This window comes from Pseudobutyrivibrio sp. YE44 (assembly GCF_900104335.1).
Taxonomy (GTDB): Bacteria; Bacillota; Clostridia; order Lachnospirales; family Lachnospiraceae; genus Pseudobutyrivibrio.
In genome coordinates this window covers 18250-44239 of sequence record NZ_FMXT01000009.1, presented here as the reverse complement: position 1 = coordinate 44239, position 25990 = coordinate 18250, and the positions used below count along the sequence as shown (strand labels likewise).

22 protein-coding genes are annotated in these 25990 nt (G+C 37.6%); 21 read left to right on the top strand and 1 reads right to left on the bottom strand.

The features are described from left to right. Window positions 1-2 precede the first annotated feature (2 nt). Together BLR54_RS11600 and BLR54_RS11595 are read left to right on the top strand one after the other, a co-directional pair. Window positions 3-2105, top strand: a complete 2103-nt coding sequence (locus tag BLR54_RS11600; RefSeq protein WP_090421261.1) for a glycosyltransferase — start codon at window positions 3-5, stop codon at window positions 2103-2105. 2 nt (window positions 2106-2107) lie between these two features. Next, a complete protein-coding gene (locus BLR54_RS11595; RefSeq protein WP_090421259.1) occupies window positions 2108-3154 on the top strand; it encodes a glycosyltransferase family 2 protein in 1047 nt (348 codons plus the stop codon). Here the strand turns inward: BLR54_RS11595 and BLR54_RS11590 are convergent, their stop codons facing one another. Beyond that, the gene (locus tag BLR54_RS11590; RefSeq protein WP_090421257.1) at window positions 3155-4081 is read right to left on the bottom strand and encodes a glycosyltransferase family 2 protein; all 927 of its coding nucleotides are present in this window, start codon (window positions 4079-4081) and stop codon (window positions 3155-3157) included. Between the two features lie 48 nt (window positions 4082-4129). On the opposite strand from BLR54_RS11590, the gene BLR54_RS11585 reads away from it, so the two are divergent. The 19 genes from BLR54_RS11585 to BLR54_RS11495 all read left to right on the top strand — a co-directional run bounded on the left by BLR54_RS11585 (window position 4130) and on the right by BLR54_RS11495 (window position 25856). Further along, a complete protein-coding gene (locus BLR54_RS11585) occupies window positions 4130-4864 on the top strand; it encodes a glycosyltransferase family 32 protein (protein ID WP_090421255.1) in 735 nt (244 codons plus the stop codon). A gap of 9 nt (window positions 4865-4873) precedes the next feature. Then, entirely contained in the window at window positions 4874-5833 is a 960-nt protein-coding gene (locus BLR54_RS11580; protein ID WP_090421253.1) for a glycosyltransferase, read from the top strand. 38 nt (window positions 5834-5871) lie between these two features. After that, the gene (locus BLR54_RS11575; protein WP_176761937.1) at window positions 5872-6969 is read left to right on the top strand and encodes a glycosyltransferase family 2 protein; all 1098 of its coding nucleotides are present in this window, start codon (window positions 5872-5874) and stop codon (window positions 6967-6969) included. Between the two features lie 10 nt (window positions 6970-6979). After that, window positions 6980-7879: a beta-1,6-N-acetylglucosaminyltransferase gene (locus tag BLR54_RS11570; RefSeq protein WP_143008439.1), complete on the top strand. Its 900-nt coding sequence runs from the start codon at window positions 6980-6982 to the stop codon at window positions 7877-7879. A gap of 16 nt (window positions 7880-7895) precedes the next feature. Beyond that, window positions 7896-9662: an ABC transporter ATP-binding protein gene (locus BLR54_RS11565; RefSeq protein WP_090421249.1), complete on the top strand. Its 1767-nt coding sequence runs from the start codon at window positions 7896-7898 to the stop codon at window positions 9660-9662. Between the two features lie 11 nt (window positions 9663-9673). Continuing rightward, window positions 9674-10783, top strand: a complete 1110-nt coding sequence (locus BLR54_RS11560; protein WP_090421247.1) for a DegT/DnrJ/EryC1/StrS family aminotransferase — start codon at window positions 9674-9676, stop codon at window positions 10781-10783. Between the two features lie 58 nt (window positions 10784-10841). Then, a complete protein-coding gene (locus BLR54_RS11555; RefSeq protein ID WP_090421245.1) occupies window positions 10842-11591 on the top strand; it encodes a WbqC family protein in 750 nt (249 codons plus the stop codon). Between the two features lie 6 nt (window positions 11592-11597). Next, complete coding sequence (locus tag BLR54_RS11550) at window positions 11598-12569, top strand: glycosyltransferase family 2 protein (protein WP_090421243.1); 972 nt, start codon at window positions 11598-11600, stop codon at window positions 12567-12569. Window positions 12570-12641: 72 nt separating this feature from the next. Further along, window positions 12642-13859 carry an ATP-grasp domain-containing protein gene (locus tag BLR54_RS11545; protein ID WP_090421241.1) on the top strand — a complete coding sequence of 406 codons (1218 nt, stop codon included), beginning with the start codon at window positions 12642-12644 and terminating at the stop codon, window positions 13857-13859. A 22-nt stretch (window positions 13860-13881) separates the two neighbouring features. Next, entirely contained in the window at window positions 13882-15102 is a 1221-nt protein-coding gene (locus tag BLR54_RS11540; RefSeq protein WP_090421239.1) for an ATP-grasp domain-containing protein, read from the top strand. Between the two features lie 183 nt (window positions 15103-15285). Beyond that, window positions 15286-16509 carry a UTP--glucose-1-phosphate uridylyltransferase gene (locus BLR54_RS11535; protein ID WP_090421237.1) on the top strand — a complete coding sequence of 408 codons (1224 nt, stop codon included), beginning with the start codon at window positions 15286-15288 and terminating at the stop codon, window positions 16507-16509. A 12-nt stretch (window positions 16510-16521) separates the two neighbouring features. Then, window positions 16522-17943: a sugar transferase gene (locus BLR54_RS11530; protein ID WP_090421235.1), complete on the top strand. Its 1422-nt coding sequence runs from the start codon at window positions 16522-16524 to the stop codon at window positions 17941-17943. Between the two features lie 101 nt (window positions 17944-18044). Continuing rightward, complete coding sequence (locus BLR54_RS11525) at window positions 18045-18932, top strand: glycosyltransferase family 2 protein (protein ID WP_090421233.1); 888 nt, start codon at window positions 18045-18047, stop codon at window positions 18930-18932. Beyond that, window positions 18929-19894: a glycosyltransferase family 2 protein gene (locus BLR54_RS11520; RefSeq protein ID WP_090421231.1), complete on the top strand. Its 966-nt coding sequence runs from the start codon at window positions 18929-18931 to the stop codon at window positions 19892-19894. The genes BLR54_RS11525 and BLR54_RS11520 overlap by 4 nt, the downstream gene beginning before the upstream one ends. A gap of 58 nt (window positions 19895-19952) precedes the next feature. Then, a complete protein-coding gene (locus tag BLR54_RS11515; protein WP_090421229.1) occupies window positions 19953-20816 on the top strand; it encodes a Rossmann-fold NAD(P)-binding domain-containing protein in 864 nt (287 codons plus the stop codon). 1 nt (window position 20817) lies between these two features. Next, window positions 20818-21609: a Cof-type HAD-IIB family hydrolase gene (locus tag BLR54_RS11510; RefSeq protein WP_090421227.1), complete on the top strand. Its 792-nt coding sequence runs from the start codon at window positions 20818-20820 to the stop codon at window positions 21607-21609. Window positions 21610-21825: 216 nt separating this feature from the next. After that, complete coding sequence (locus BLR54_RS11505; protein ID WP_090421225.1) at window positions 21826-22584, top strand: hypothetical protein; 759 nt, start codon at window positions 21826-21828, stop codon at window positions 22582-22584. A gap of 42 nt (window positions 22585-22626) precedes the next feature. Further along, the gene (locus BLR54_RS11500; protein ID WP_143008438.1) at window positions 22627-25062 is read left to right on the top strand and encodes a hypothetical protein; all 2436 of its coding nucleotides are present in this window, start codon (window positions 22627-22629) and stop codon (window positions 25060-25062) included. Window positions 25063-25154: 92 nt separating this feature from the next. After that, window positions 25155-25856: a hypothetical protein gene (locus BLR54_RS11495; RefSeq protein ID WP_090421221.1), complete on the top strand. Its 702-nt coding sequence runs from the start codon at window positions 25155-25157 to the stop codon at window positions 25854-25856. Window positions 25857-25990 lie beyond the last annotated feature (134 nt).

Sequence of the window (25990 nt, the reverse complement as noted above, 5' to 3'; positions counted from 1 at the left end):
ATATGAAAAAGATTGCAATTATAGCACCTTGCATCCTCCCGGTACCTGCCACTAAAGGTGGGGCTGTGGAGGAGCTTATTACGTGTCTTTTAAATCAAAATGAAATATCGCAAAATTATGCAATAGATTTATACACTATTGCTGACACTTCTTATGAAAATTTAAACTATTCTCATACTAAAATAATTTCAATTTCGCCCAATTTAATTTCATCAAAGATAGAGAAGCTGACTGATAAGTACTATCGAACTATAGGAACCAAGAGTGCTACTCGCTTACTTGATAAGAACATTATAAATAGATTTTTATTAGAAGATTCTTTGTTGGAAGAATCTTATTCTGCTGTTATTATAGAAAATCAAATGTCTACGGCTGTAGAATTGTTAAAGAGAATAGGTGGGGAAAGAAATTATCCTATCTTTTTTCACATGCATAATGATGTGGATATATATAGATCACCAGAACAAATAAGATTGTTAGCAGATGCTGGTGTTCGTTTTATTGCAATTAGCAAGTATATTGAGAACCAAATATTAAAATATGCTAGTAATGCATCTGTTGATATACTTTACAATGGTGTAGATTTTGATTCATATTCTATTACGACAAAGGATAATGATGAGAATACAAAATTCCTTTATGCGGGAAGAGTTATTCCTGAAAAGGGTGTTTTAGAACTTGTAAGAGCGTACAATATGCTATTTGAGTCATTGAGTGGTATAGAACGTTCGCATATTAGTCTAGATATAATAGGCTTTTCTGATAATCCTACAAAATATGAAAAGCAAGTTCTTCTAGAGGCTGATAGGAATCCACAGGCTGTAAAGTGCCATGGGAGGATATCTACAAAAGATATGGCAGAAAAGTACAACGAGTTTGACGTTGTTGTAATGCCAACAATTAATGAAGAACCGTTTGGACTTGTGGCATTGGAAACTATTGCTAAGGGTATTCCTCTTATCACAACAAATTCTGGCGCGCTTCCAGAAGTTGTAGGAGATGGAGCATTAATTGTAGACAAGAATAATAATTTGAGTGATAATTTATATGTTGCCCTTAGAAAACTGGGTTTCGAAAAAGAGTTTCGCCTCGCCCTTGGCAAAAAAGGCTACAAATTGGCACGAAAGAATGTGGAATTTGACATTCATACCTATTATGATAGATTCGTTGGGATTTTGAATTCTGAAAACACAGATGAAATTGTTTCGGTTGTTGTCCCTGTATATAATGTGGAAAAGCAGCTAGAAAGATGTGTTGATTCAATTGTAAACCAGACATACAAGAATTTGGAAATTATACTAGTTGATGATGGTTCTACAGATTCTAGTGGCAAGATGTGTGATGAACTTGCAAAAAATGATTCAAGAATAAAAGTTGCACATCAAAAAAATAAGGGACTTTCTGGCGCAAGAAATACTGGTATAGATATGTCAAGCGGTGGATACATATTCTTTGTTGATAGCGATGATTATGTTGATGTTCGTACTATCGAGATACTAATGAATCAGGCTGAAAAGCATAACGCTCAGATTGCAGCTTGTGGATTTGCATATGTGTTTGACGGAGATAAGCCAGAAATTCCATTTACGAGTGATGTTTATGGTGTCTGGTCAGGTCGAGAAAGCCTTGTACAGATGATGCGAACCAACAATATTTGTACTGTTGCCTGGAACAAGCTTTATAAAGCACAGTTGTGGGAAGGAGTCAGATATCCGGAAGGAAAGTATCACGAGGATGAGGCTACAACCTATAAGCTATTGTATAAGGCTAAGATTGTATCATACATTCCAGATTGTCTTTACAAATATTATCAGAGAGAAAACAGTATAATGAATGCTGGTCTTTCTGGAAGGTATAAGGATTATATTTGGGCAGTAAGAGAAAGAATTAACTTCTTTACAGATAAAAAAGAGAAAGAGTTAGTTCAGCACTGTGTATGGTCTCTTGCGGAGTACATTAAATATGTATATAGAAACTCTGATGTTGAGACAAAAAAAGAACTGGCTAGAGAGTATAGAGGTTTAATAAAAGAATTTGGAATTCCTGATAGTGCTGGTTTAAAAAAGAAAATTGCATTACAACTTTGGGAGTTTATTAAATACTAAACATGGGAAAGAAACTATCGGTAGTAATACCGGCATATAATGCAGCAAATTGCATATTGAATTGCCTAGAAGCAACGATTGCTCAAACATATTCTAATTTAGAGATAATAGTTGTTGATGACGGCTCTAGTGATAATACTTTATCGATTTGTAAATCATTTGCGAAAAAGGATTCTAGAATTAAGGTTATAACTCATGCTAATAGTGGAGTTTCACGAACACGAAACGATGGTATAGATGCTGCAACAGGAGACTACATTATCTTCTTCGATGCAGATGATTATCCGGAGTCAGATTTGGCAGAGAGCTTCATAAGAGCAATAGAAGAATGGCAGAACACCGACATAAGCTTTATATGTTGTGGCATGTTTTATGACAATGTTTACAACAAGAACATAAAGAACAAAAAACATCTTTTAGAGTCTGCTTACGGATTCGTCGAGGGTGAAAATTACATTATGTCTCGAGCTTCTGCGGCTACTCTTGCGTGGCTTAAGATTTTCAATTTCGTAACTAATAAATGCTACGACCTTAATTTGATAAAGGAAAATGGTATTTATTTTGATAATGAAATAAACATTGGAGAGGACTTAAAATTCAACCTAGATTATTTGGAAAAGAGTCCTGGAAACATAGGTATAGTTAATAAGTGCTTATATCACTATGTTAAGAGATGTGGAGATAGTCTTTCTATTTCATATCATTGTAATGATTTAGAGGATACAAAGTATCTTTACAGAAGATTTGTTAATTGGGAAGTGGCACAACCTGGTGCTACTGAAGAAAATATAATGGTAGTTAAGGCTATCTACATTACTGACTGGGTAAGTAGATTAACTAGTATGTACGAAGAGTACAAACATGGAAGCAAAAATTGTAGCATTAAGCAAAAGCTTTCAAAGAATCTTAAATCCACAGAGTTTCAAACAACTCTCAAGGAAGTATACGCAGCAAAAAAAATAAGCACACTTAGATATGTGTGCTTAAGAACAGGAACCTTTAGATTTTTCTATTTCTTCCGTGGTATTTATCAGCTAATGAAGGGTTAATCACTTCATTAGCTTGCTGTATATTATTGGCGCATACATATATGCAAGTCGACGTTTGCCAGAATTTGAAGGTTTAACAGCTTTCAATTCCTTTTGAAGCAAACGAATCTGTGGAATCAAAGCAGAGTCGCCGGATTGATATGCTTTCAGCAATCGGTACATGCTATACTCCAAAATAGAATTATAGCTGTCTTCCACATACTGTTCAGGTAGCATTTTGCGTATCTGATCAAAAGCAGGTTTATATTTAAACTCGCTTCCATTAAATAGATTTAGCTTGTTTGTAGCAGAGCTTGAGTTTTGCACATAATGATAAAGGGGCTGACTTACATAGGCAAATTTAAGATTTGGATTGTTTTTCAGCAAGGTGGTTTGGAAAAGTAAATCTTCACACATGCTGATTGTTCCATCAAAAGCTGCATTTTTTACAATACTAGCTTTAAAAAGCTTCGTAAATAAAAAGCCTCTAACATTGTCATCAGTGAACATGGCTTTCAGAAGCATTTCTGAGGTGAGACTATCTGGATACTCACCAATATATGCAGTGGAAAGCTGATCTACTTCAGTAAAGTAACCACAAACACAGCCGTCAAAACTTTCATCGGCTATTGCGTTTAGCATCAGTTCATAGGTGTTTGGCTCAACATAGTCGTCAGCGTCAAGAAAACTTATCCACTCACCGGTGGCAAGCTCAATACCCAGATTTCTTGCTGCAGACACACCTGCATGATTTTGTTTTACATATTTGATAAAGGAATGACGATTGGCATAATCCTTGGCTAGAGTCACAGATTCATCGCTGGAACCATCGTCTATGAGTAAAAGCTCAGAAGGCAACACTGTTCCTTTCAAGATACTATCTATCATTCTTGATAGGTCGTTGCCACTATTAAAAAAAGGAATTATTGTTGTTATTGTCTTATTCATAAGTTGATTATAGATTTCATTTACATTTAAAGCAACACGAGGAAAGAAATGAGCACAGCTTTAATACCAAAGAAGATTCATTATTTCTGGTTTGGAAACGCGCCAAAGCCTGCAAAGGTTTTGAAAATGATCGATTCCTGGGAAAAGAATTGTCCTGACTACGAAATAATCGAATGGAATGAAGAAAACTACGATATTCATAAGCACCCTTTTATGGAGCAGGCTTATTTAGATAAAAAATGGGCGTTTGTATCAGACTATGCCAGACTTGATGTTTTGGTTCAGCATGGTGGAATATATCTTGATACGGATGTTGAGGTCTTGAAAAGCTTTGATGACTTACTTTCGAATCAAGCTTTTATGGGCTTTGAGAGACCAGATCTTGTTAATGATGGTCAAGGCTTTGGTTGCATGCCAGGTCATCCCGTTTTTAAAGAGATGCTTCAGGTTTATGATGATTCTTTTGAATATATAGAAAGTCCGAAGCTTAGAACAAAAATACTTCTAGCACATGGACTTAAGACTGACGGAAGCCGTCAAAATGTGGATGGGGTAGAGATTTATCCCATGGATTTTTTTTGTCCGAAAAGCTGGTCTACCGGGCGAATCAAGGTTACAAAAAACACCTTTTCAATTCATCACTTCGAAGGAAGTTGGCATGGAAAAAGTGGTAAAAAATATATTGCTCTTATGAGAGGGCTTAACAGACTCCTTGGAGAGAAGAAGGGCCATGAAGTTTTTGAAAAACTTATGGAACTTAAAGACAACATTAAGGGAAAGTAGGAGAGAGTTTTGAACACAACTAATAACTCGGAATTAATATCGATAATCGTGCCAGTATACAATGTAGAAAGTTTTCTTGAGCATTGTATTACTTCTATACTTAGTCAGACCTATGAGAATTTTGAGATGATTCTTGTAGATGATGGCTCTACAGATTCCAGCGGAATGATTTGTGATGAATGGGCTAAGAAGGATTCTCGAATCAGCGTAATTCATCAGGCTAACGGTGGTCTTTCAGCTGCTCGAAACAGTGGTATAGACGTAGCGAAAGGAAAGTATCTTTGCTTTATAGATTCAGATGATTTTGTTACAGATAGTTTTGTTAACGATTTTGTGAAGGCTATGGATGAAAATGATGCCGATTTTGTAATGTGCAATATTGCATCTTCTAGATTGGCTGATTCAGAAGCTCCGATTGAGGAGAAAAGGATTATGAATGCTTCTGATTGCCGTGATTGGCTTTCTAATCCAATTGCCCGTGAGTATGTAATCATGGTTGTGGCTTGGAACAAAATGTATAAGCGAGAAATCTTTGCTAATTACAGATTTGAACCTGGTCTTATTCATGAAGATGAATTTATGATTAACAATATTATTTTTGATATGAATAAAGCTGTATTTATTCCTGAAAAGAATTACATCTACAGGATAAATAGCGAAAGTATTACTGGTAAAGAAAATCAGGGTGATATCAAACATCTTCATGTTATAGATGCTTATGATGATAGAATTACCAAGGCTGTAGAGCATGGAGAGATGGAATTTGCAAACACTACCTTGAAGTGGGCTTTGCTTAAGCTTGCACAGCATTACAAGGCAGGGGATGTAGACATGCAGAAGGCATCAATGGAAATGTTTGATAAGCTTTATAAGAAACACAAGCATCTTCTTACCAGCAAGCAACAAATGAAATATGGATTATTTGATAAAATGCCAAAGGTTTTCTGTAAGGCATTTGCAAATATATAGTCAGTGCTTAATAACCAAGGTATAGAGTTAGATAGGATGTGAAAGCGACAATTATGGAAGCTCAAAAGCTAGTGTCGATAATTATTCCGGCATACAATGTTGAAAACTACATAGATGAATGTTTGGAATCCATAATGTCACAGACATATCCAAATTGGGAAGCCTTGGTGATAGATGATGGTTCTACGGATTCCACTTGGCAGCACATTGAAAGTTTCGTGTCAAAGGATTCTCGTTTTCGTGCTTTCCTCAGAGAGAACTCTGGTGTTTCAGCTACTAGAAACTTTGCATTAGAACAGGCGAATGGTGCATACATTCAGTTTTTGGATAGTGATGATTATATTGTGCCTGAGACTTTACAGAAAGCGGTTGATGCAATGGAAAATACTGATGTTGATTGGGTAAGCTTTCAGCATCAGCGAATCAATGAAGCTGGAGAGCTTATAGACAATTTTGATTTTGTTCAAGGGAGAATAGATATTTCAAGTAATCCCAAGAAAATAGACTTAATCACTAATCCTTTATTAGATTATAAAATAGGTTATGAGGTATGGAATAAGTTGTACAAAGCCTCAATTATTCAAAAACACCACATTCGTTTCCTGGAAGACTGCCATATTGGTGAAGATTTAGAGTTTAACCTGTGTTATATTTTATTTGCAACAGTTATAAATTGTGTTGATAGCAGGTTGTATTTTTATAGACAAAGAATAAGTTCAGCTATGAAGCAGAACGATACACTTGAAAAAAACTTTGAAGAAAGGCTTAAGCTTGTCAAAGGTTTTTATCCAGTTCTTGAAGAAGTGATGGGACAGAGCGCATCTTACCATTTCTATAAGATATTTTACAAGCTTATGATAGGATGCAGTCAGGGCTATACTGCAGAAGACGCTCTGAAGGTTGCAAAGGAAAAAGGTGGCGATTTTTATAAAAAGTGGATGGCAGAAGCCATGCAACATAAGTCAGAGTTCAAAACCTTTTATCCACCAGAAAAAGTAAAACTTTTTTATCACTTTGGATTATACATATACAGTTGTTTAGTTGATGACACTTGGGGTAAGCTTTACCTTAAGTTTTACAATATTTATCGTACATTGAGAAAGCGTCCAGCTATTGAAAAATGGCAGATGCCGTAAGGAGTTTACTGTGGAAAGGCATGCATACCTGATAATGGCTCACAGTAATTGGAATATGCTTATCCGATTGTTAAAGGCCATAGATGATGAGAGAAATGACATATATTTGCATGTAGATAAAAAGGCCAAGGATTTTGACCCGGAAGCCATTAAGGCTCAGGTTAAGAAGTCGGGCTTTTACCTTGCTCCTAGACAAAAGATTTTTTGGGGTCATACCAGTATTGTTAAATGCGAACTCACGCTTTTGAAGATGGCCACAGCAAATCAAAAATATCAATATTATCACCTGTTATCAGGTGTTGATTTTCCTTTAAAATCTCAGGATTACATTCATGAGTTTTTTAGGGATAACAATAAAGAATATGTCACCTACTACAAGGAAGGCGACGGCAAAGGTGAATATCTTCAAAAGGTAAGATATTATTATCCTTTTATGAGATTCATAGGCAGGGTTGATTTTGAAGGACAGAGTCTTAAGAAAAAAGCACTGCGAAGGCTTAGGACTATCAATATGGAATATCAAGATAGTCAAAGAGCCAAAGGAACAGATAGAACAAAAAAGTATCCTGACATAGAGTTTGTAAAGGGGGATCAATGGTTTTCCATTACAGATGATTTGGCCAGATATATTCTATCTAAAAAAAGACAGATTCTTAAGATGTTCCGTTTCACAGATGGACCAGATGAATTCTTTGTTCAGACAATTGCTTACAACTCTCAGTTTAAAGATAGCATCGCTACTGAAGTTATTAGAGAGATTGATTGGGAACGAGGAGCCCCTTATGAATTTGTTTATTCTGATTTAGAGTATTTAAAGACATCAAGCAAGCTATTCGCAAGGAAGATTTGCTATGAAAATCAGCCAGAGCTTGTGGATGAGCTTTTTAAAAATATAACAACAGTTATTTAGATATAAGGAGATTGTTTTGAATAAGTACAAATCAAAGGTTTTAAACTATAAAGATGGTATTATTGGTAGACTTTATCATAATCTAAAGTGGGTATTTGGCTTTTATAAGATGTATATGGGACGTATTTTACTATATGCACTGGTTGAAGTACTCCGCTTGGCTGTTGACTTCTTTATTACATACAAAGTTGGAAATATCGTAGACTTTGCCATTGAAAAGAATTCTCAGAAGGTTGTAGCTATGGGAATCTTCTACATTCTTCTGTTTGTTGCAAATGCGGTTTTAAGTATTTCTTCAAATCGTCTTGCAGCATGGAATTACAACACTATGCAGGCTGACATGGTAAAGAAGCTTTTCAACAAGGTTGTTAAGGCTGATTGGGAAGAGCTTACAGCATTCCATTCTGGTGATTTGATTACAAGAATGTCAAACGATTCTAAGACAATTTCTCAGAACGTTACAATATTCCTTACAACTATCATCACTCAGACAATGATGATAATTGCATCCTTGGCAGTTATTCTTTACAACGATGCCAGCATGATTGTTGTGGTTCTTATAGTTGGACCAATCATTGCTTGCTCATCAAGAATCTTTATGAACAAGATTTATGCTTCTCAGGCTGAAATCAGAAAGATTGAAAGTAGGGAGACTGCGTACAATAAGGAATCCTTCCACAACATTCAGGCAGTTAAGGCCTTTGGTTTAGCAGACGAGTTCTATGGCAGAATTAAGGATCTTGAGGAAGAGAGATACAAGGCTGATATGAAGTCAAACTTCTTCTCACTTATGTCATGGATTGTTACTTATCTTGCAGGTATTTTGTCAGGTATCATTTGTATCGGATGGGCTTTCTTCAGAGTAAATTCTGGTGTTATGACTTTCGGTGCTCTTACAGTTGTTATTATGATGGCCTACAGAATTGCTGTTGCAGGTAAGGCATTATTACAGCAGATTCCAATCTCACTTCAGCTTACAGTTGCGATTGAGCGTGTGCGTGAGGTTATTGATATTCACGATGAAAAGCTTATCGAAACAGCAGCTTACGAAAAGTTTGCAGCTGAGACAGATAAGAATGGTGTTTCTGTTCGTGTTGACAACATGAGCTTTGCTTACAAGACTGGTCGTCAGATTTTCAATCAGGTAAATCTTGAGGCGAACCCTGGAGAGATTATCGCACTTGTTGGTCCTTCTGGTGAAGGTAAGACAACAATGCTTCGTCTTCTCCTTGGAATCCTTAAGGCGGGTAGCGGCGATGTATATGCGCAGCTTCCTGAGGAAAATGGAGAAAAGTTCTCTTTCTCAACAGAGACTCGTTCTCTTATTGCTTATGTGCCACAGGGTAACACAATGCTTTCTGGAACTATCCGTGAGAACATGCTTCTCATTGCTCCAGAGGCAACAGACGAAGAAATTATTGATGCTTTAAAGCAGGCTTGCGCTTACGATTTCGTACAGAAGCTTCCTGATGGAATCAACCACAACATCGGTGAAAGTGGTATCGGCTTCTCTGAGGGACAGAACCAGAGACTTGCTATTGCAAGAGCTATCCTTAGAAAGACACCTATCCTTCTTATGGATGAGGCTACTTCAGCTCTTGATGTTGCTACAGAGCGTAAGGTATTAAGCAACCTTATGAAGAAAGACACAAAGCGTACTTGCATTCTTACAACACATCGTCCAAGTGTGCTTTCTGCTTGTGACCGTGTATACAGAATTAGTGATACAAAGGTTACAGTTATTAATGATGCTGAGATTCAGCAGCTTATGAATGAATTCTAGGGGAGAAATATATGAACCAGGAAATTTATGTTACAAAACCTGTTCTTCCACCAATGGAAGAATACATGGAAATTTTAAAAGATATTTGGGAGACACATCATCTTACAAATGTGGGCAAATACACAAGACAGCTTATGGTTGAGCTTATGAATTTTTTAAACACCAACCACTGTCTGCCAATGTGTAATGGCCATATGGCTCTTGAGATGACACTTCAGGCTATGGAGCTTTCAGGAGAGGTTATCACAACACCTTTCACTTTTGCGTCAACTACACATGCCATTGTAAGAAATGGTCTTACTCCAGTGTTTTGTGATATCCGCGAAAGCGATTGTACAATCGATCCAGACAAAATCGAGGAACTGATTACAGACAAGACAACAGCAATTGTTCCTGTTCATGTTTACGGTATGCCTTGTGATGTTGAAAAGATTGAGGCTATTGCAAAGAAGCATAATCTCAAGGTTATTTACGATGCGGCTCGCGCCTTTGGCGAGACTTTAAACGGCAAGAACCTTGTTAAGTTTGGCGATGCTTCTATGTTAAGCTTCCACGCTACAAAGGCTTTCAATACTATCGAGGGCGGACTTGCTATCGTTCATGATACAGCTACACTTACAAAGGTTTATCAGCTTCACAACTTTGGAATCATGGATGAGGAGAATGTAGAGTTCGTTGGTGCAAATGCAAAGATGAATGAGTTTTCAGCAGCAATGGGACTTTGCAACCTTAAGCATTTCGAGGAAAACAGAGAAAAGCGTAAAGTACTTTACAACTACTATAGAGAACATCTTAAGGACATTCCTGGCGTTAAGCTTCTTCAATATGATGAGAAGGCTCTTAAGCTTAATTACACATATTGCCCAATATTTATTGATCCAGATAAATATGGAATGAACAGAGATGAGTTATCTGATTTATTAGCAGAAAATCATATTCACTCTCGTAAATACTTTTATCCTATCACTAGTGAGTTTAACTGTTACAAGGATGCAGGCTACAAGGCAAATGTTCCTGTTGCAGAAAAGCTTTCTAGACAGGTTCTTACACTTCCACTTTACACAGATTTAGAGATGGAAAATGTTAAGAGAATATGCGACATAATCAAGGGAGATAGATAGTTTTTTGATTAGGCGTTGCTGAAGATAAAATATAATTTTACTTTAAAGAGGTAGAAAAATGAAATTAGGAATTATGCAACCATACTTTTATCCATATATTGGATACTGGCAGCTTATGAATGCTGTAGATGAGTATGTTATTGCGGATGATGTTAACTACATTAAAAACGGTTATATCAACAGAAACAAGATTCTTATTAATGGCGAAGGACAGTATTTTAGAATTCCTGTTCACAAGCCATCTCAGAACAAATTAATATGCGAGCACGAGACATCTTTTGATGAGGCTGAAATCGAAAAGATGATGAACACTCTTAAGAGCGCTTATGCAAAGGCTCCAAATTATGAGTCTGTTGCTGCTCACGTAAGACAGGTTCTTGAGTTTGGACTTACAGAAGAGGGAAAGAATCTTTCTGCGTTCCTTGAAAACGCAATTAAGCTTACTGCAAAGGAGCTTGGAATTGATACACCTATTATCCGTAAGTCAAAGGATGTACCTCTTGATGGTGAGTATAAGAGAGAGCATTACGTAGTAGCAATTTGCAAAGCAAGAAATGCTACTGAATATTACAATGCTATCGGTGGAACAAAGCTTTATTATCAGAATTTCTTTAGAGAAAACGGTCTTGGACTTAAGTTTGTTCAGACAGATGATGATATCGTTTATGAGCAGTTTGGAAATGATTTTGTTCCATATCTGTCAATTCTTGATGTAATGATGTTCTGTTCAAAAGAGCAGATTGCAGATATGTTAAACAGGTTTACACTTGTAGATGGCTACGAGTGTCCTGAGGATGTAGAGGAGTAATGAGCCATGGGAAATAAGAAGGTTAGTGTAGTAGTTGCTACCTATAATCAAGAAAAGTATATTGGTCATACTTTAGAAAGCATCGTATCTCAAAAGGTTAATTTTGAGTACGAGGTAATTGTCGGCGATGATTGTTCAACAGACGGCAATGCAGCTGTAATCAAAGAGTATGCTGAAAAATATCCAGATATTATTGTTCCAATCCTTCGTGAAAAGAATCTTGGAATGGGTGGTAATGTTGCTGATCTTACAATGCGTACCACAGGTGAATATGTAGCCTTTATCGAGGGAGATGATTTCTGGATTGATGAAAACAAGCTTCAGAAACAGGTAGACTTCCTTGATTCTCATCCAGATTATGTGGCATGCTTTGGTCTTTGCCAAATCGTGGACAAGAACGAAGTTCGCCAGGAAAATTTGGAGCAGTGGAGCGGTTTCATGAAGGAGGGTGGAGAATACACCTTAAAGATGTTCCAGGATTATGTTCTTCCAGGTCAGACAGCCACATCTATGTATAGAAAGGTGGCATATGGACAACTTCAACAGAAGATAATGGCATCAGGCATTGATCCAAGAAAGCTTATCGATAGAAGTCAGGTGCTTTGTATGATGGCTGTTGGTAAAATGTACAACCTTGGTGAGTTCGTGTCGGCCTATAGATACGTTTTAGATGAAAACAGCGGTTCTTGGTCATCACAGAATGATTTTTATAGCAAGGAGAATGTTCTTAATTATCTTCAGGGTATGAAGGACATGGAAAAAATTGCAGAGGCTCTTGAGTTAAATCTTAACTTTGATGAGCGAAGATTATTTGAGCTTAACAAGCTTGAGGATAATCGAAATAATTTTGAAAAGAAGGATTATAATGAGATTTTCGAGAAGATTCTTGAAGACTCTTATGATAAACAACAGGTTAAAAGCATCCATAATAAGAGACAGTTAAAAAGAACAGTTAAAAAACTTGTTGGAAAGAAATAATTAGGGAAAAAAGTAAATAGTTAATACGGGGGAACCAGGTAGTTTTATGGTTTTTAGAAAGGTTATTGAGTAATGAAGAAGTTATTATTGTTAGGAAACAACTGTCACGTGGATGAGTTAATTAAGGAGGCAAAGAATAGAGGCGTTTACACTATCGTAACCGACAATCTTCCTGTCGAGCAGTCGCCATTTAAGGCTATGGCTGATGAAGCATGGGATATTAGTGTTGTAGATTACGATGTCCTTGAGAAGAAGTGTAAGGAAGAGGGAGTTAACGCTATTCTTTGTGGCGCAAGCGAGGTTTGTATCAAGGCAAACAAGGAACTTTGTGAAAGATTAAATCTTCCATTCTATGCAAATCAGAAGGCATGGGATATTACAAATGACAAGCTTGCTTTTAAGAAGGCTTGTATTGAATGTGGGCTTCCAGTTCCACAGGAATTTGTACTTGATATTGATTTAAAGGCCGAGGATCTTGCAAAGATTACTTATCCAGTTGTAGTTAAGCCTACAGATAGTTGTTCTAGCATTGGACTTCATATTTGCCAAAATGAGGCTGAGCTTATTGAAGGCTACAAGGATGCTTACGAGAAATCAGAGTCTAAGCAGGTTGTAGTTGAGGCATTTGTTGCAGGTGAGCAGGTTGGATTTATTTATGCTGTAGTAAACGGAAAGCCACACCTTAACGCAGCAGGTGATGATTGTGCTTGTAAGGATGATGCAGAGCGTCGTGTATTCGGTGCATCTCCAACAAAGCATATGAAGCTTTATGATGAGAAGTTAAAGGCTGGCGTAGATAAGCTTTTTGAACTTCTTGAAATCAAGGCTGGTACAGCCGGCATTCAGGCAATCACTGACGGTGAAAATATTGCTATCCTTGAAATGAACTATAGACTTCCAGGTGGAAAGTTCCCAGGAGAGAAGCTTATCTGTGATGTTATGCTTGATAATGCTCTCGCAGAGGATACTAATCCACAACCAGCACCTATGAATGGTCAGCTCTTCAGCTATGCAATTTGGCTTAAGCCAGGAAAGATTGCTGAAGTTAAGGGACTTGATGTGTTCCAGGCTAGACCACAGGAATTCAATGTACAGCCTTTCAGACAGGTTGGCGATGTTGTTGAGGAAAACTCAGGAATGCGTCAGGTGTTTGGATATATTATGTTCTTTACAGATCTTGCACATCACGGAGAGTATATTGATTTAATTAACAATACTCTTCAGGTTCTTGATGAGAATGGTCAGGATTTAGTTTGCCGTTACAGATTTGAGAAGGGCTATGCTGTATAAATAATCTTAACGAGGTTTATTTATGAAGAAAATTTTGTTTTTAGGTAATAATACTCATGTGGATGAACTGATTAAGTTTGCTAAGGAACGTGGAGTATATACTATTGTTACAGATAATCTTCCTGTAGAGCAGTCTCCATTTAAGGCCATGGCAGATGAAGCATGGGACGTAAGTGTTTTAGATTACGATGTCCTTGAAAAGAAGTGTAAGGAAGAAGGGATTAACGCTATTCTTTGTGGCGCAAGCGAAGTTTGCATTAAGGCAAATAAAGATTTGTGCGAGAGATTAGGTTTACCTTTCTATGCAAATCAGAGAGCATGGGATATTACAAATGACAAGCTTGCATTTAAAGAGGCTTGCGAGGCTTGTGGTCTTAATGTACCTGCTGAATATCACCTTGATAAGACCTTAAAAGCTGAGGATATTGCAAAGATTAAATATCCAGTTGTTGTAAAGCCAGCTGATGGCTGTTCAAGCATTGGTCTTCATATTTGTAACAATGAAGAAGAACTTAAGGCAGGTTACCTTGATGCCTATGAAAAGTCACCAGAGAAAAAAGTAGTTGTTGAGGACTTTATTGCAGGAGAACAGGTTGGATTTATCTATGCAGTAATTAAGGGTGAGCCACATCTATTTATTTCAGGTGACGACTGTGCCTGCAAGGATAATTCTGAGCGTCGTGTTTTTGGTGCTACACCAACAAAGCACATGGATTTATTCGACAAAGAGTTGAGAAATCAAATTGACAAGCTTGTGGAATACCTGGAGATTAAAGATGGTATTATTGGTCTTCAGACAATATTTGATGGAAGCAAGTTTGTTGCTTTAGAGATGAATTATAGACTTCCAGGTGGTAAAGTTCCAGGTGAGAAATATTTGTGTGACGTAATGCTTGATAATGCTCTTAATGAGGATACAAAGCCTACCTTTACACCACAGCCGGGGCAGGTATTTTCTTATGCCTTATGGCTTAATCCAGGCAAAATTGCAGACATTCAGGGCGTTGATGTTTTACAATCTCAGCCTCAGAAATATAATGTCCAGTTGTTTAGACATGTGGGAGATGACGTGGAAGAAAACAGCGGTATGCGTCAAATCCTTGGATATGTTATGTTTTTCACAGATTTAGAGCACCATTTGGAGTATACAGAGGAAATAAATAACACTGTAAAGGTTATTTCTGACTCTGGAGAGGATTTATTAATTCACTATAGATTTGAAGAAGGTTACGCAGTCTTATAAGGGGACGAGTGTGGCTTAATACTCACCAAAACGGGTAAAGTGTGTCAAATAACCATTATGCAATATAATTTTGATTTATTTTTATGCACATTTTTTGACTAAAAGGTAGTATTATATATACACTTGTGAAAAAACTGTGAACGATATATGAAACAGTAGAAAAGTAAGTTGGGAGAGAATTTTATGACTAAAGAACAAGCAATCGAAATTTTGGAAAAGGCCGGACAGGGCCATGTCATGAGAGGTTTTGATAACCTTTCAGACGAGAAAAAGGTTGAGTTCCTTGCGCAGATTGAGAACATCAACTGGTCTGATTTCAAGCTTATCGGAAACGACTCAAACGAAGCTAGAGGAGAGTTTACAGTTCCTCCAGCAATCGAGCTTCCAGAAATCGAAGCAAGAAAGGCTGAGTTCGAAGCAGCTGGTCTTGATGCAATCAAGAAGGGTGAAGTTGGAGCAGTTCTCCTTGCCGGTGGTATGGGAACACGTCTTGGCTTTGATTTACCAAAGGGATGCTACAATGTAGGTCAGACACACGAGTTATTCATTTTTGAGTGTCTTATCAACAACCTTATGGAAGTTGTTAACAAAGCAGGTGCATTTGTTCCTCTTTACATCATGACAAGTGAGAAGAATGATGCAGCTACACAGAGCTTCTTCAAGGAGCACAACTACTTCGGTTACAACCCAGAGTATGTTAAGTTCTTCATTCAGGATATGGCTTGTGCAGTTGATTATGATGGAAAGCTTTTACTTGAGGAGGAAGGACGTCTTGCTACTTCTCCAAATGGTAATGGTGGTTGGTATGCTTCAATGCTTAAGGCTGGTCTCAAGAGTGATATTCAGGCCCGCGGTCTTAAGTGGATCAACGTATTCGCTGTAGATAATGTTCTTCAGAGAATTGCAGATCCTTTATTCATCGGTGCTACAATCCTCGGAAACTATGTTTCTGGTTCAAAGGTTGTTCGTAAGGTTGAGCCAGCTGAGAAGATGGGTCTTCTTTGCCTTGAGGATGGAAAGCCAAGCATCGTAGAGTACTATGAGATGTCAAAGGAAATGTCAGAGGCACAGGCAGCTGACGGAAGCCTTCTTTATAAATTCGGTGTTATCCTTAACTACTTATTCTCAGTAGAAAAGCTTGACGAAATCGTAGACAACAATCTTGTTGTACACGTAGTAGAGAAGAAGATTCCATACGTTAACGAAAACGGTGAGAAGATTTCTCCTACAGAGCCAAATGGTTACAAGTTCGAGCTTTTAGTACTTGATATGATTCACATGATGGATAACAACCTTGCATTCGAGGTTGATAGAAATCATGAATTTGCACCTATCAAGAATCTTCATGGTGTTGATTCAGTTGATAGTGCAAGAGAGTTACTTGAGAAAAACGGTGTTGTATTGTAAAGGAAAAGCCTAATGTATAAAAAGAAAAAAAAGTTTTGGGCGAAACATTGGGACTTTATTACATTAGACACTTTAGCAGCGCTTCTCGCATTAGCAGTTGCCTTATTCTTTAGATTTGATAAGGTGGTTGGAGCAGATAAGATACCTCACGAATATTTCTACGAGCACGTGCTTGTAATGATTATTTTCGTTAGTATTCTCAACTGCTCTCTGCGAGACCCATATACCGGAATTGTTCATAGAAACAAATGGAAGGAGCTGATGGCCGTATGTGTTCACTCCTTTGTAAATTTGGCAGGTATTCTTATTTTCTTGGTTGCCTTCAAATACACAAACATCGTTTCAAGAACAGTAATATTCGCATGGGCTGGACTAATGGTCCTCTTCATGTTTGCCTTCAGAGTTATTTTTAAGAGAGTTATTCGTTATCGTAAGCACGATGACAGTTTAAAGTCCAGCATGCTCGTTATTGCGGACTCAGGTACAATCAATCACTGCCTCAGCCAGTTAGCTAGCTCAGAATATGTTGAGTACAAGGTAGTAGGCTGTGCAATCATTGATAAGAATTGGGTTGGTAAGAAAATCCAAGGTGTACCGGTTGTTGGTGATTGTGATTCAGTTTTTGAATACATTCGTACACACGTTGTTGATGAAGTATTCATCGACGGAAAGAATAGATATAGCGAGGAATTACTTGCTGAACGTCTTACAGATTTAGGATGTACAGTACATATTTCCCTCATTCATACAGAGCATTTGATGAAGAACCGTACAATCGAATACTACGGTGATTACATCACAATGACAACAAGTATGCATATGGCTACAAATCGCGAAGCATTTTGTAAGCGATTGATTGATATTCTTGGTAGCTTGGTTGGATTGGTATTCTGTGCAATTGCATTTATTTTCCTTGCGCCAGTTATCAAGATACAGGCACCAGGTCCTGTGTTCTTCTCACAGACACGTATCGGAAAGAATGGACGTAAGTTCAAGTTCTACAAGTTCCGAAGCATGTACACAGATGCAGAAGAGCGCAAGAAAGAATTGATGGATCAGAACGAAATGAACGGCCTTATGTTCAAGATGGAAAACGATCCACGAATTTTCCCAGCTGGACACTTCATTAGAAAGTATTCTATTGATGAGTTACCACAGTTCTGGAATGTACTTATTGGCGATATGTCATTAGTAGGTACTCGTCCTCCTACAGAGAATGAGTTCGTACAGTATGAGCTTCATCACAAGGCACGTCTTGCAAGCCGTCCAGGTCTTACAGGTATGTGGCAGGTTAGTGGACGAAGCGACATTAAGGATTTCGAAGAGGTTGTTGCTCTCGATACTGAATATATTAGAAATTGGTCCCTTGGACTTGATTTACAGATTCTTTTCAAAACCGTTGCGGTTGTTGTTAAAGGCTCTGGCTCTAAATAGACAAAACACCCCCGAAAAGGTTATACTATTGTGGTAACCTTTTGGGGGTTATTTTTTTGGCTTCCCCATGAGGCGACTGTTACGGATGAGGTGTAGACACAATGAAAATATCAGTTATTACTCCCTATTATCAGGGAGATAAATATATGGATGCTTATGTAGATTCCATGCTTAAAAATCAGCAGTCTCTTAAGGCTGTTGGCCATGAGCTTGAGGTTATCTTAGTGAATGACAGTCCATGGAAAAAGCTTGAGGCTCCACAGCAAGAAGAACAATTTCTGAAGGTAATAACTAATCCTGAAAATAAAGGCATTCACTACAGTAGAGTCTCAGGCCTAAAGGAGGCCACTGGTGAATACATAATGTTTCTTGATCAGGATGATATTATTGAAAAAGATGCGTTAGTAAAGCTTTTGAAGGCTATCACAAAAAGCCAGGCAGACATCGAAGTGGCGAACGCATCCTTAGAACAGTCGGATGGAACAAAGCTGTTGTGGTATCGAAATGCGTATCACAAAAGTCTAGTTGGAGATTTGACCACTTATCTTCGAATTGGAATTCAGATTATTTCGCCAGGACAATGCCTTATAAAGAAGGATGCTATACCTGAGTTTTGGACTAGTCATATAATGTCGAAAAACGGGGCGGATGATTACTTTTTGTGGCTGTTATTATTAGCAAAAAAAGCCGTATTTCATTACCATGATGAAGCCCTATACACACATAAATATACAGCAGCAAATCTTTCTGCTGACACCACTGTAACAGATGAGTCAGTGTATGACTTCATAGATATGTTAAATGACTGTGATTACTTCACACAGGAAGATATATTTACTTTGCACGAGATGATTAGCTACAAGAATCAATTTAGAGCAAGTGGTACCTTTGGAAAAATCACATGCTCACTGGCTAATCTGGGATTGTTTATAGATAATCTTAAATTTAAGAAAAAAACGGGGACCGGTTACGGATTTAATCGTCAATGAAAGATGTAGTTATTCTTCTGGCAACCTATAACGGCCAGAATTATTTGAGACAGCAGTTACAGAGTTTATTTGATCAGACTAATCAAAATTTTAGATTGGTTATTCATGATGATGGCTCTATAGATGGTACTGCTGAAATCATAAATGAATATCGAGACCTTTATCCAGAGCGAGTTGAGGTGTTCTATGGTCATTCCTGTGGAGGACCAAAAGAAAACTTTCTGTGGATGTTAGGTAGAGTCGAGGCAGACTATTATCTGTTTTGCGATCAGGATGATGTGTGGATGCCCGAAAAGCTTGACCGTTCATTAGCGGCTATCACAGAACAGGAAGGTGACTTGAAGGAACAGAATCCTGATTCTAGCTGGCCGGTGTGCGTATTTACGGATATGGTTGTAACTGATGACAAGCTTAATACTATTTCTGATTCCTTTATCAGATATATTGGCAGACTTCCATCAAATACTTCTTACACACAAATCATAATTGATAATCCTGCGGCAGGCTGTACTATGTGCTTCAATAGGGCCCTTAGGGATTTGGTCGTTGATCTCTTGCCTAAAATGGATTTAAATAATATTCCTATGCATGATGCCCTTGTTTTGGAAATTGCAGCTATAATGGGTAAAGTTGTTGCTATTGATGAACCTCTGGCGTATTATAGACAGACAGGACATAATGCAATGGGGGCTGTCACAGAGACAGATTCAGATAAAGCAGACCGAAATATTACCGATTTAAAAGAAGGCAGCTTGTTCCAAAAGAAAAAGGCTTTTGTTAATGAAGCAAGAATTTTTGCAGGAGAATTGATAAAGGCCGATTGGCTTCCAAAGGATAAGAAGGATGTGTTAATGCGCCTTACAAAGATTGGTGAAAAAGGAAAGCTGAAGCGAATGAGTTTTTATTCGAGAAATAACTTTACCAGAGCTCATCATAATTTATGGTTTAGACTTTGGGTTTAGCATACATGAAGGGGAGACTGGAGATTCCTCCGCACATTAAAAGGAGACAAATAATCTTATGAAAAAAACTTTACTTTACATGAAGAAGCACGCCGATTTCATAATATTAGATTTGTTGGCGTTGATTTTTGGATATTGGGCTGTTGTTCAGTTTAGATATGAAATTAGTGCCGTTCACCATGGTGAGCTTTTCTTGGATTATGGTGTGGTTCTTGCAGCAGTATACTTTGTGATGCTGATATTAAGTAAGAATCTTTCAGGTGTAATCAAGCGAAGCTTCTTTAAAGAGTGTGAGACCTTGCTGGTTCAGGTATTCATAAGCTGGGCATTCTTCACAGTTGTGCTTTATGGTATCAAGACAGCCCAGGACTTCTCACGAAGTGTATATGCAGCAGCTTTTGCAGTATGTTACTTCTGCCTTCTTTTTGAAAGAAGTGCTTTGAAATGTTTTATCAGATTTAGTCGTTTCCATTCCGCTCTTTGTCCAAAGCTTATTGTAGTTTGTGATAGCAACCATTCCCAGGAGGTTATCAAGAGAGTCCTTAAGGGTTCTTTTGAAAACGATTATGAGATAGTTGCGGTGGCTATGAACAATGAGGGTGTTACCGATTATATCGACCATTTTGATTCCTTGATTGGTCTTGATAAGCTAGAAGAATTTATAGCAGACAAGAAAATTGATGAGGCCTATATAGAAGTGGCAGATGCAGGTGTTGAGACACATGTAATCAATGTTTTACTTAGACACAATATCATCGCCCACAAGAGTTTAAAGGAAAGTGTAATGAACTATGTGGAGCAGGAGATTGACGAGATTAGTGGTCACTTCGTAATTACGGTACGTGATACACAGGTTTCTTTCGTCACTCGAGCAGAACGAATCGAAACAAAATTATTTAGAAAGCTTACAAAAAAGGATTAGTATGAAATCAGCAGTATTTTTTGATATAGATGGCACTCTTTGGAATTATGATAAGTATATTCCTGAGAGTACTAAGCTTGCCATTAAAAAGCTTAGAGAGAACGGACACCTTGCATTTATCTGTAGTGGCAGAGCACGTTCCTTTATTAATGATCCAGATTTATTAGGAATGGGATTTGACGGAATTGTTTGCGCTTGTGGCTGCCACATTGAAATAGATGAAAAAGTAATCTTTCAAAAGATTATTGATAAAGACTTAGTTAAAAAGACTCTTGAGATGATTCGAAGCTACGGCTTTAGACCAATTCTTGAAGGTCCTAAAAATATTTACATGGACAATGATGAGTTTGGGTTTGAGGATGGTTTTGGAAATATCTTAAGACGTGATGTAGGCAAGCATCTAATTTCCATTGGAGACAACTATGGAGAATGGGTTATCAATAAAATGTCTTGCGCCACTGAGGTGGAACCTGAAAAGAGGATGGAATGTTTTGATAGACTTTCTGATGATTATGCTATCATAGTCCATGATGAAAACATTTGTGAGCTTGTACCAGCAGGTCACAATAAGGCAACTGGTATGTTAAAGGCATGTGAGCTTGTGGGCATAAATCCTGAAAACACATATGCCATTGGTGACAGTGAAAATGATTTGGACATGCTTGCAGCAGCAAATGTTGGAATCGCCATGGGCAATGGAACTGACCGTGCTAAGGCAACAGCAGATTATGTCACCACAGATTTTGATAAAGATGGAATTTATAATGCATTAAAGCATTTTGGATTGATTTAAATGGAAGGAGCAGCTTGGATGGCTGCTCCTATTTTTGACTACTTATATAATTATTTAAAATTTCCTATTGCATTATTTACAATATCGTGTTATATTATCGCTTGTCTTTTTAAAAAATGTAAATCATATAACGGGTTGGTTCGGCCCAATTTCCCATTATGGTAAATAAATGAATCATTTCCACTTTCATATTCCTTGAAGAAAAGGAGTTATGAAATGAGAAACACAAAGAAAAATACACAGGGTTTTTCTACCCAAATTAGAAAAATATATATCAGAGAGGATAACACTCTAAACAAGGTTTCGCTGTTTTTGTCGGCACTTGCCATTGCACTAATAGTTGTGCTTATGATGCATTTCAAAGGATTAAATCTTTTTACAAAAAGTGAAGCATCAGAGCTTACTGTTGAGGAAACAAGGGAAGAAATCTACGAGTATATTGACTCGTTGGATGGCTTTACCGACGCTCAAAAGCTTGCCCTTGATTCTATTATTTCAAGTTATCTTGATGAAAAGAGCACAGCTCTTACAGAGGATGATTTGAAAACTATCTACGAGTTAATCAACGAAAAATACCAATCAAATAAATCTAGTTTGGAAACCATTAAAACTGAGCTTGTTAATCAGCTTAGTGCTACATCAACAACAGATACTGAGCACTACAATGAGCTATCGAAGCTAATTGAGGAATTGAACACCTGGCTTACCAATACTAACAACAATCAGACTGCTGATAAGAAAAGCTTCAATCTTCTTATTGAGGATTTACGTTCTTATAGCCAGTCAGCAGATTCAAATCTTAATAATTTGATTAACAACTTGTCATCAACAACATCCAGTGAAGACGAGCTTCTCCACAAGGAAATTGATTATCTCAAAGAGCGCACTACAGATGCTGAGACAGAGTTTTTCTTTGGATATCAAAATGATTGTTATGGTTATTATGTTCAGAATGGTGATTTTAAGCCATTTTAAATGATCAGTGTTATTTGAGAGGTATAAATCGTTATGAGATATATGAGAAAGATAAAAAAAGCAATTCTTCCACTGGCACTTATTGGCGCCATGGTTGTTCCTACAGAATTGTCCACTGTATATGCAAAAGGGTCTATGACAGCAGAGAACGACTATCAGATATTTGTGCCTTTTAGAAGTTATATCCCAAGCTACTTAATAAGAAATTCCAGTGAAAGATCTGAGGTTGTAAAAAAGCTATGGGCTAAGGTTTTTTATGAGGAAACAAATTGGGACCAGTCACATCCAAAATTTTATGATGAACACTTTGGCTCATGGGTGGATAAGTACGATGACAAAAAAAGAGAAGGTGGACGAACAAAGTATTTAAGTCTTTTGGATGAAAGTGAGAAATATCTACAGGATGGAATTGATGATAACCATATAACCTTATCTTCTGGAGACTTTGAAGCGGCCTTTGGAAATACCATCAAAAACAATCCTGAATTTTTTGGTCAGCTTGCAGGTGTAGAAGCTTACGCTCCCATAGGTGAGGATGAGGCAGGTAATGCACTTATGGCAAATATCGTAAATACGTATTTGGCCCATCCAGAAAAGTATCCTAATTTTACCAAAAGCTTTACTGAACTTACCAAGGATGGAATGTATATAGGAACAAATAAAACTTCAGAGGATAATCTTTTGAAGGATAAGAATTGCACTGTGGATGGCAGTAATAATTCAATGGATATTTACGCACTGACAGCTCTGTCATCTTTATATGAGGGGGATGGTGATGAAACATATCTATCTGACCATCAGGTGGAATGGCTGAAATCTTATCAATCATTTTTATATGACCAGTATGTAGATGATAAAGAACATTCCTTGGCTAATAGAATTCCCTCAATTTATGATTTGATTGCCAGGTCTGAACAGGCTTCAAATAACTATCGTGGAAAGGGGCAGGAATTTTTTGATTATGTTGTTGAATCAGGACACGGAGCAGGTTCGTGGCTCAATAATATAGATGGGGTGGATATCCAAGGCTTGAAGGAGGTAGATAATTTGGTGACTCTCTTCCAGTTCGCCAATGGATATTGTCACAGCCACGAGCCGGAGGATAAATGTGTTTCTGCCAAGGATTGCAAGCCTATGGAAGATGGAGGAAAATCCACAGTGGCCGACAACACAGCTTATCTTCTACACAAAGAGTTTTTAAAGGGTGGATTGCTTAAAAATTATATACAAGCAAACATTAGTGTATTTGCAGCCTACTCTTCAGATGATGAAAGCTGGGTTTCAAAATTTAACGTAAGGCATGACAAGACAGGAGCAGCTTTGTATTATAACAAAAATGTATATGCCGCCAGCGGTGGTAATGCCAGCAAGCACGCTGGAGCATATTCTGATAGCGGATTTTGTTCTTGTGATGCAAATACATCAACTGTACTTACTGTAGATTCTTCCGCATTTCTTCCTAATGCTAGGGCAATCACAGTGCTAACTTCTTGTTCCGAGCGCGGTGGTATTTACAATTATTCTGTTTATAGCAACGGAAAGAACATTACACATCTTGTGCCAAGAAGCGGCTCTAGTTTTGACATTAGTAAGCTCGATTTAGAGGAACGTGAAAACGCTACCCTTACAGTAAATATCAGTGCTAGTGCTCACGCTGAATATAACGCTCTTGAATACAACGAAAGTCATACTGGATACAACCTTACTCCAGGTGGATGTGGTTGCGATGCAATTATCAGAAGTCAGCCTTATGTTGTATGTTCATGCCGTCGTTCTGATTGTGTTATCTATGGTCATGAGTGGGCAGGAAAAGTGGAGTGGTCCAAGGATAATCAGACTGCTACAATCAAGTACTCATGTACAAAGGATGTTAGCCATGTAATTGAGATTAAGGATATAGCTACAACAAGAACCGAGGATAATAACTATATTTATTACACAGTTTCAGGTGGCCCTTATGTTTTTAAGGAAGATGGATCATCAGACTCTTACACAAAAACTATTGTAAAAGGAACTGGTGCAAGTTCAGAAACAATAGCTTTGAATAGTTCAAACACAACAGGTTCAACCTCAAGCACCGGAGTATCTTCTGGAACAATTTATGGAGATGGCAGCTGGTCACAGGCAAAAAACAATCGAATCTTTAGTTCCTCAAGTGCATCTGTATCCTTCCTTATTAAGGCTGGAACTATCAAGCCTGGTGCACAAAGCATTACAGTTAATGTCAGTGCTTATGAAAATCTTACAGGACTTTCCGTTGCAGTGTATTCTGCAAGTGGTGAATTGATTGCTACCAACGATTTTGCCACATCATATAAGACTTGCTATCTCTACAGGCTTTCTGATTCAAGGCTTGAAAATTGTAAAGTGATAGTAACGGCCAGTGCATCAACCACAAACTTTGCCTCTACTCAATATGGAGGAGTGTCCGATGCAGAGGCAAGGATCTCTGTGCCTAGTATTACAGTGAATTATTAAGAAACATGCAGATAAAATTACTAGAGTACTGTATGAATATAAGAATACATCTGAGGGATTATTCCCTTTGATAATAAAGAGGAGTTTTATTTATGAAAATTAAAAGGTTTATGCCGCTTATTGCTACAGCAGGAATGCTGATTTTTAATAACATCTTCGCCCCAGTTGCTTATGCAGCTGAGGTGGAGGAAGAGCAAGTTGAAGAGGATAGTATTGAAACTGTGGAGTCAGAAGAAGTAAAAGATTCTGGAGAATCCATAGAATCTGACGGAACTACAGATGCTGAAGAAACTGTAGAGGATGAAATTGATATAGAAGAGGATGAGAATGATATTGTAGAAATTGAAGAATCTTTGGAGATTGAAGATACTAGAGAGTCTAAGAAAAATACAGAGAATGAAGTAGTTAGAAAAGAAAGCTCTCATCAGATAGCTAGTGGAATATCTATTAAGGTATATGATTGGCAGGAATATTACATAGAAATTGATGGTTATAAATTTGCCATAGAGGATGAGGGTGATTATGTGGTGTCAGACTCTTATGAGATGTACTGTGAAGACAGAATTACCTTCCAGGATTTCTTCGGGGACTCATTTGTGGATGAAGATTTAGAAGGTAAGCTTCTTGGGTATTCCTCAGATATTTCTAGCATCATTTCAGAACTTAAGTCTATGGGAGAAATGCAATCTGATACAACTCTCGAAATCTATGTGAAGGATGGTATTCTAGAAAACTATACACTTGAGTGCAATGATAAATATGATGCCTTAACAGCAGATTTAGACGAAGAATAAATCACAAAACTTGACAGAAACCAAAAATTTTTTTATGATTAGTTAAGTTTCAAATGCGATGATGAAGAGGAGTAATCAGTGTCGTCCTGTAGAGAGGGTCGCTCACCGGCTGAAAGGTGACCTAGGAGCTGAAC

What these genes read in the sequence shown, in the direction of transcription:
- BLR54_RS11600 (WP_090421261.1), top strand. Translation starts at nt 3, where the DNA reads ATGAAAAAGATTGCAATTATAGCACCTTGCATCCTCCCGGTACCTGCC.
- BLR54_RS11595 (WP_090421259.1), top strand. Translation starts at nt 2,108, where the DNA reads ATGGGAAAGAAACTATCGGTAGTAATACCGGCATATAATGCAGCAAAT.
- BLR54_RS11590 (WP_090421257.1), bottom strand. Translation starts at nt 4,081, where the DNA reads ATGAATAAGACAATAACAACAATAATTCCTTTTTTTAATAGTGGCAAC.
- BLR54_RS11585 (WP_090421255.1), top strand. Translation starts at nt 4,130, where the DNA reads ATGAGCACAGCTTTAATACCAAAGAAGATTCATTATTTCTGGTTTGGA.
- BLR54_RS11560 (WP_090421247.1), top strand. Translation starts at nt 9,674, where the DNA reads ATGAACCAGGAAATTTATGTTACAAAACCTGTTCTTCCACCAATGGAA.
- BLR54_RS11555 (WP_090421245.1), top strand. Translation starts at nt 10,842, where the DNA reads ATGAAATTAGGAATTATGCAACCATACTTTTATCCATATATTGGATAC.
- BLR54_RS11550 (WP_090421243.1), top strand. Translation starts at nt 11,598, where the DNA reads ATGGGAAATAAGAAGGTTAGTGTAGTAGTTGCTACCTATAATCAAGAA.
- BLR54_RS11545 (WP_090421241.1), top strand. Translation starts at nt 12,642, where the DNA reads ATGAAGAAGTTATTATTGTTAGGAAACAACTGTCACGTGGATGAGTTA.
- BLR54_RS11540 (WP_090421239.1), top strand. Translation starts at nt 13,882, where the DNA reads ATGAAGAAAATTTTGTTTTTAGGTAATAATACTCATGTGGATGAACTG.
- BLR54_RS11535 (WP_090421237.1), top strand. Translation starts at nt 15,286, where the DNA reads ATGACTAAAGAACAAGCAATCGAAATTTTGGAAAAGGCCGGACAGGGC.
- BLR54_RS11530 (WP_090421235.1), top strand. Translation starts at nt 16,522, where the DNA reads ATGTATAAAAAGAAAAAAAAGTTTTGGGCGAAACATTGGGACTTTATT.
- BLR54_RS11525 (WP_090421233.1), top strand. Translation starts at nt 18,045, where the DNA reads ATGAAAATATCAGTTATTACTCCCTATTATCAGGGAGATAAATATATG.
- BLR54_RS11520 (WP_090421231.1), top strand. Translation starts at nt 18,929, where the DNA reads ATGAAAGATGTAGTTATTCTTCTGGCAACCTATAACGGCCAGAATTAT.
- BLR54_RS11515 (WP_090421229.1), top strand. Translation starts at nt 19,953, where the DNA reads ATGAAAAAAACTTTACTTTACATGAAGAAGCACGCCGATTTCATAATA.
- BLR54_RS11510 (WP_090421227.1), top strand. Translation starts at nt 20,818, where the DNA reads ATGAAATCAGCAGTATTTTTTGATATAGATGGCACTCTTTGGAATTAT.
- BLR54_RS11505 (WP_090421225.1), top strand. Translation starts at nt 21,826, where the DNA reads ATGAGAAACACAAAGAAAAATACACAGGGTTTTTCTACCCAAATTAGA.
- BLR54_RS11500 (WP_143008438.1), top strand. Translation starts at nt 22,627, where the DNA reads ATGAGAAAGATAAAAAAAGCAATTCTTCCACTGGCACTTATTGGCGCC.
- BLR54_RS11495 (WP_090421221.1), top strand. Translation starts at nt 25,155, where the DNA reads ATGAAAATTAAAAGGTTTATGCCGCTTATTGCTACAGCAGGAATGCTG.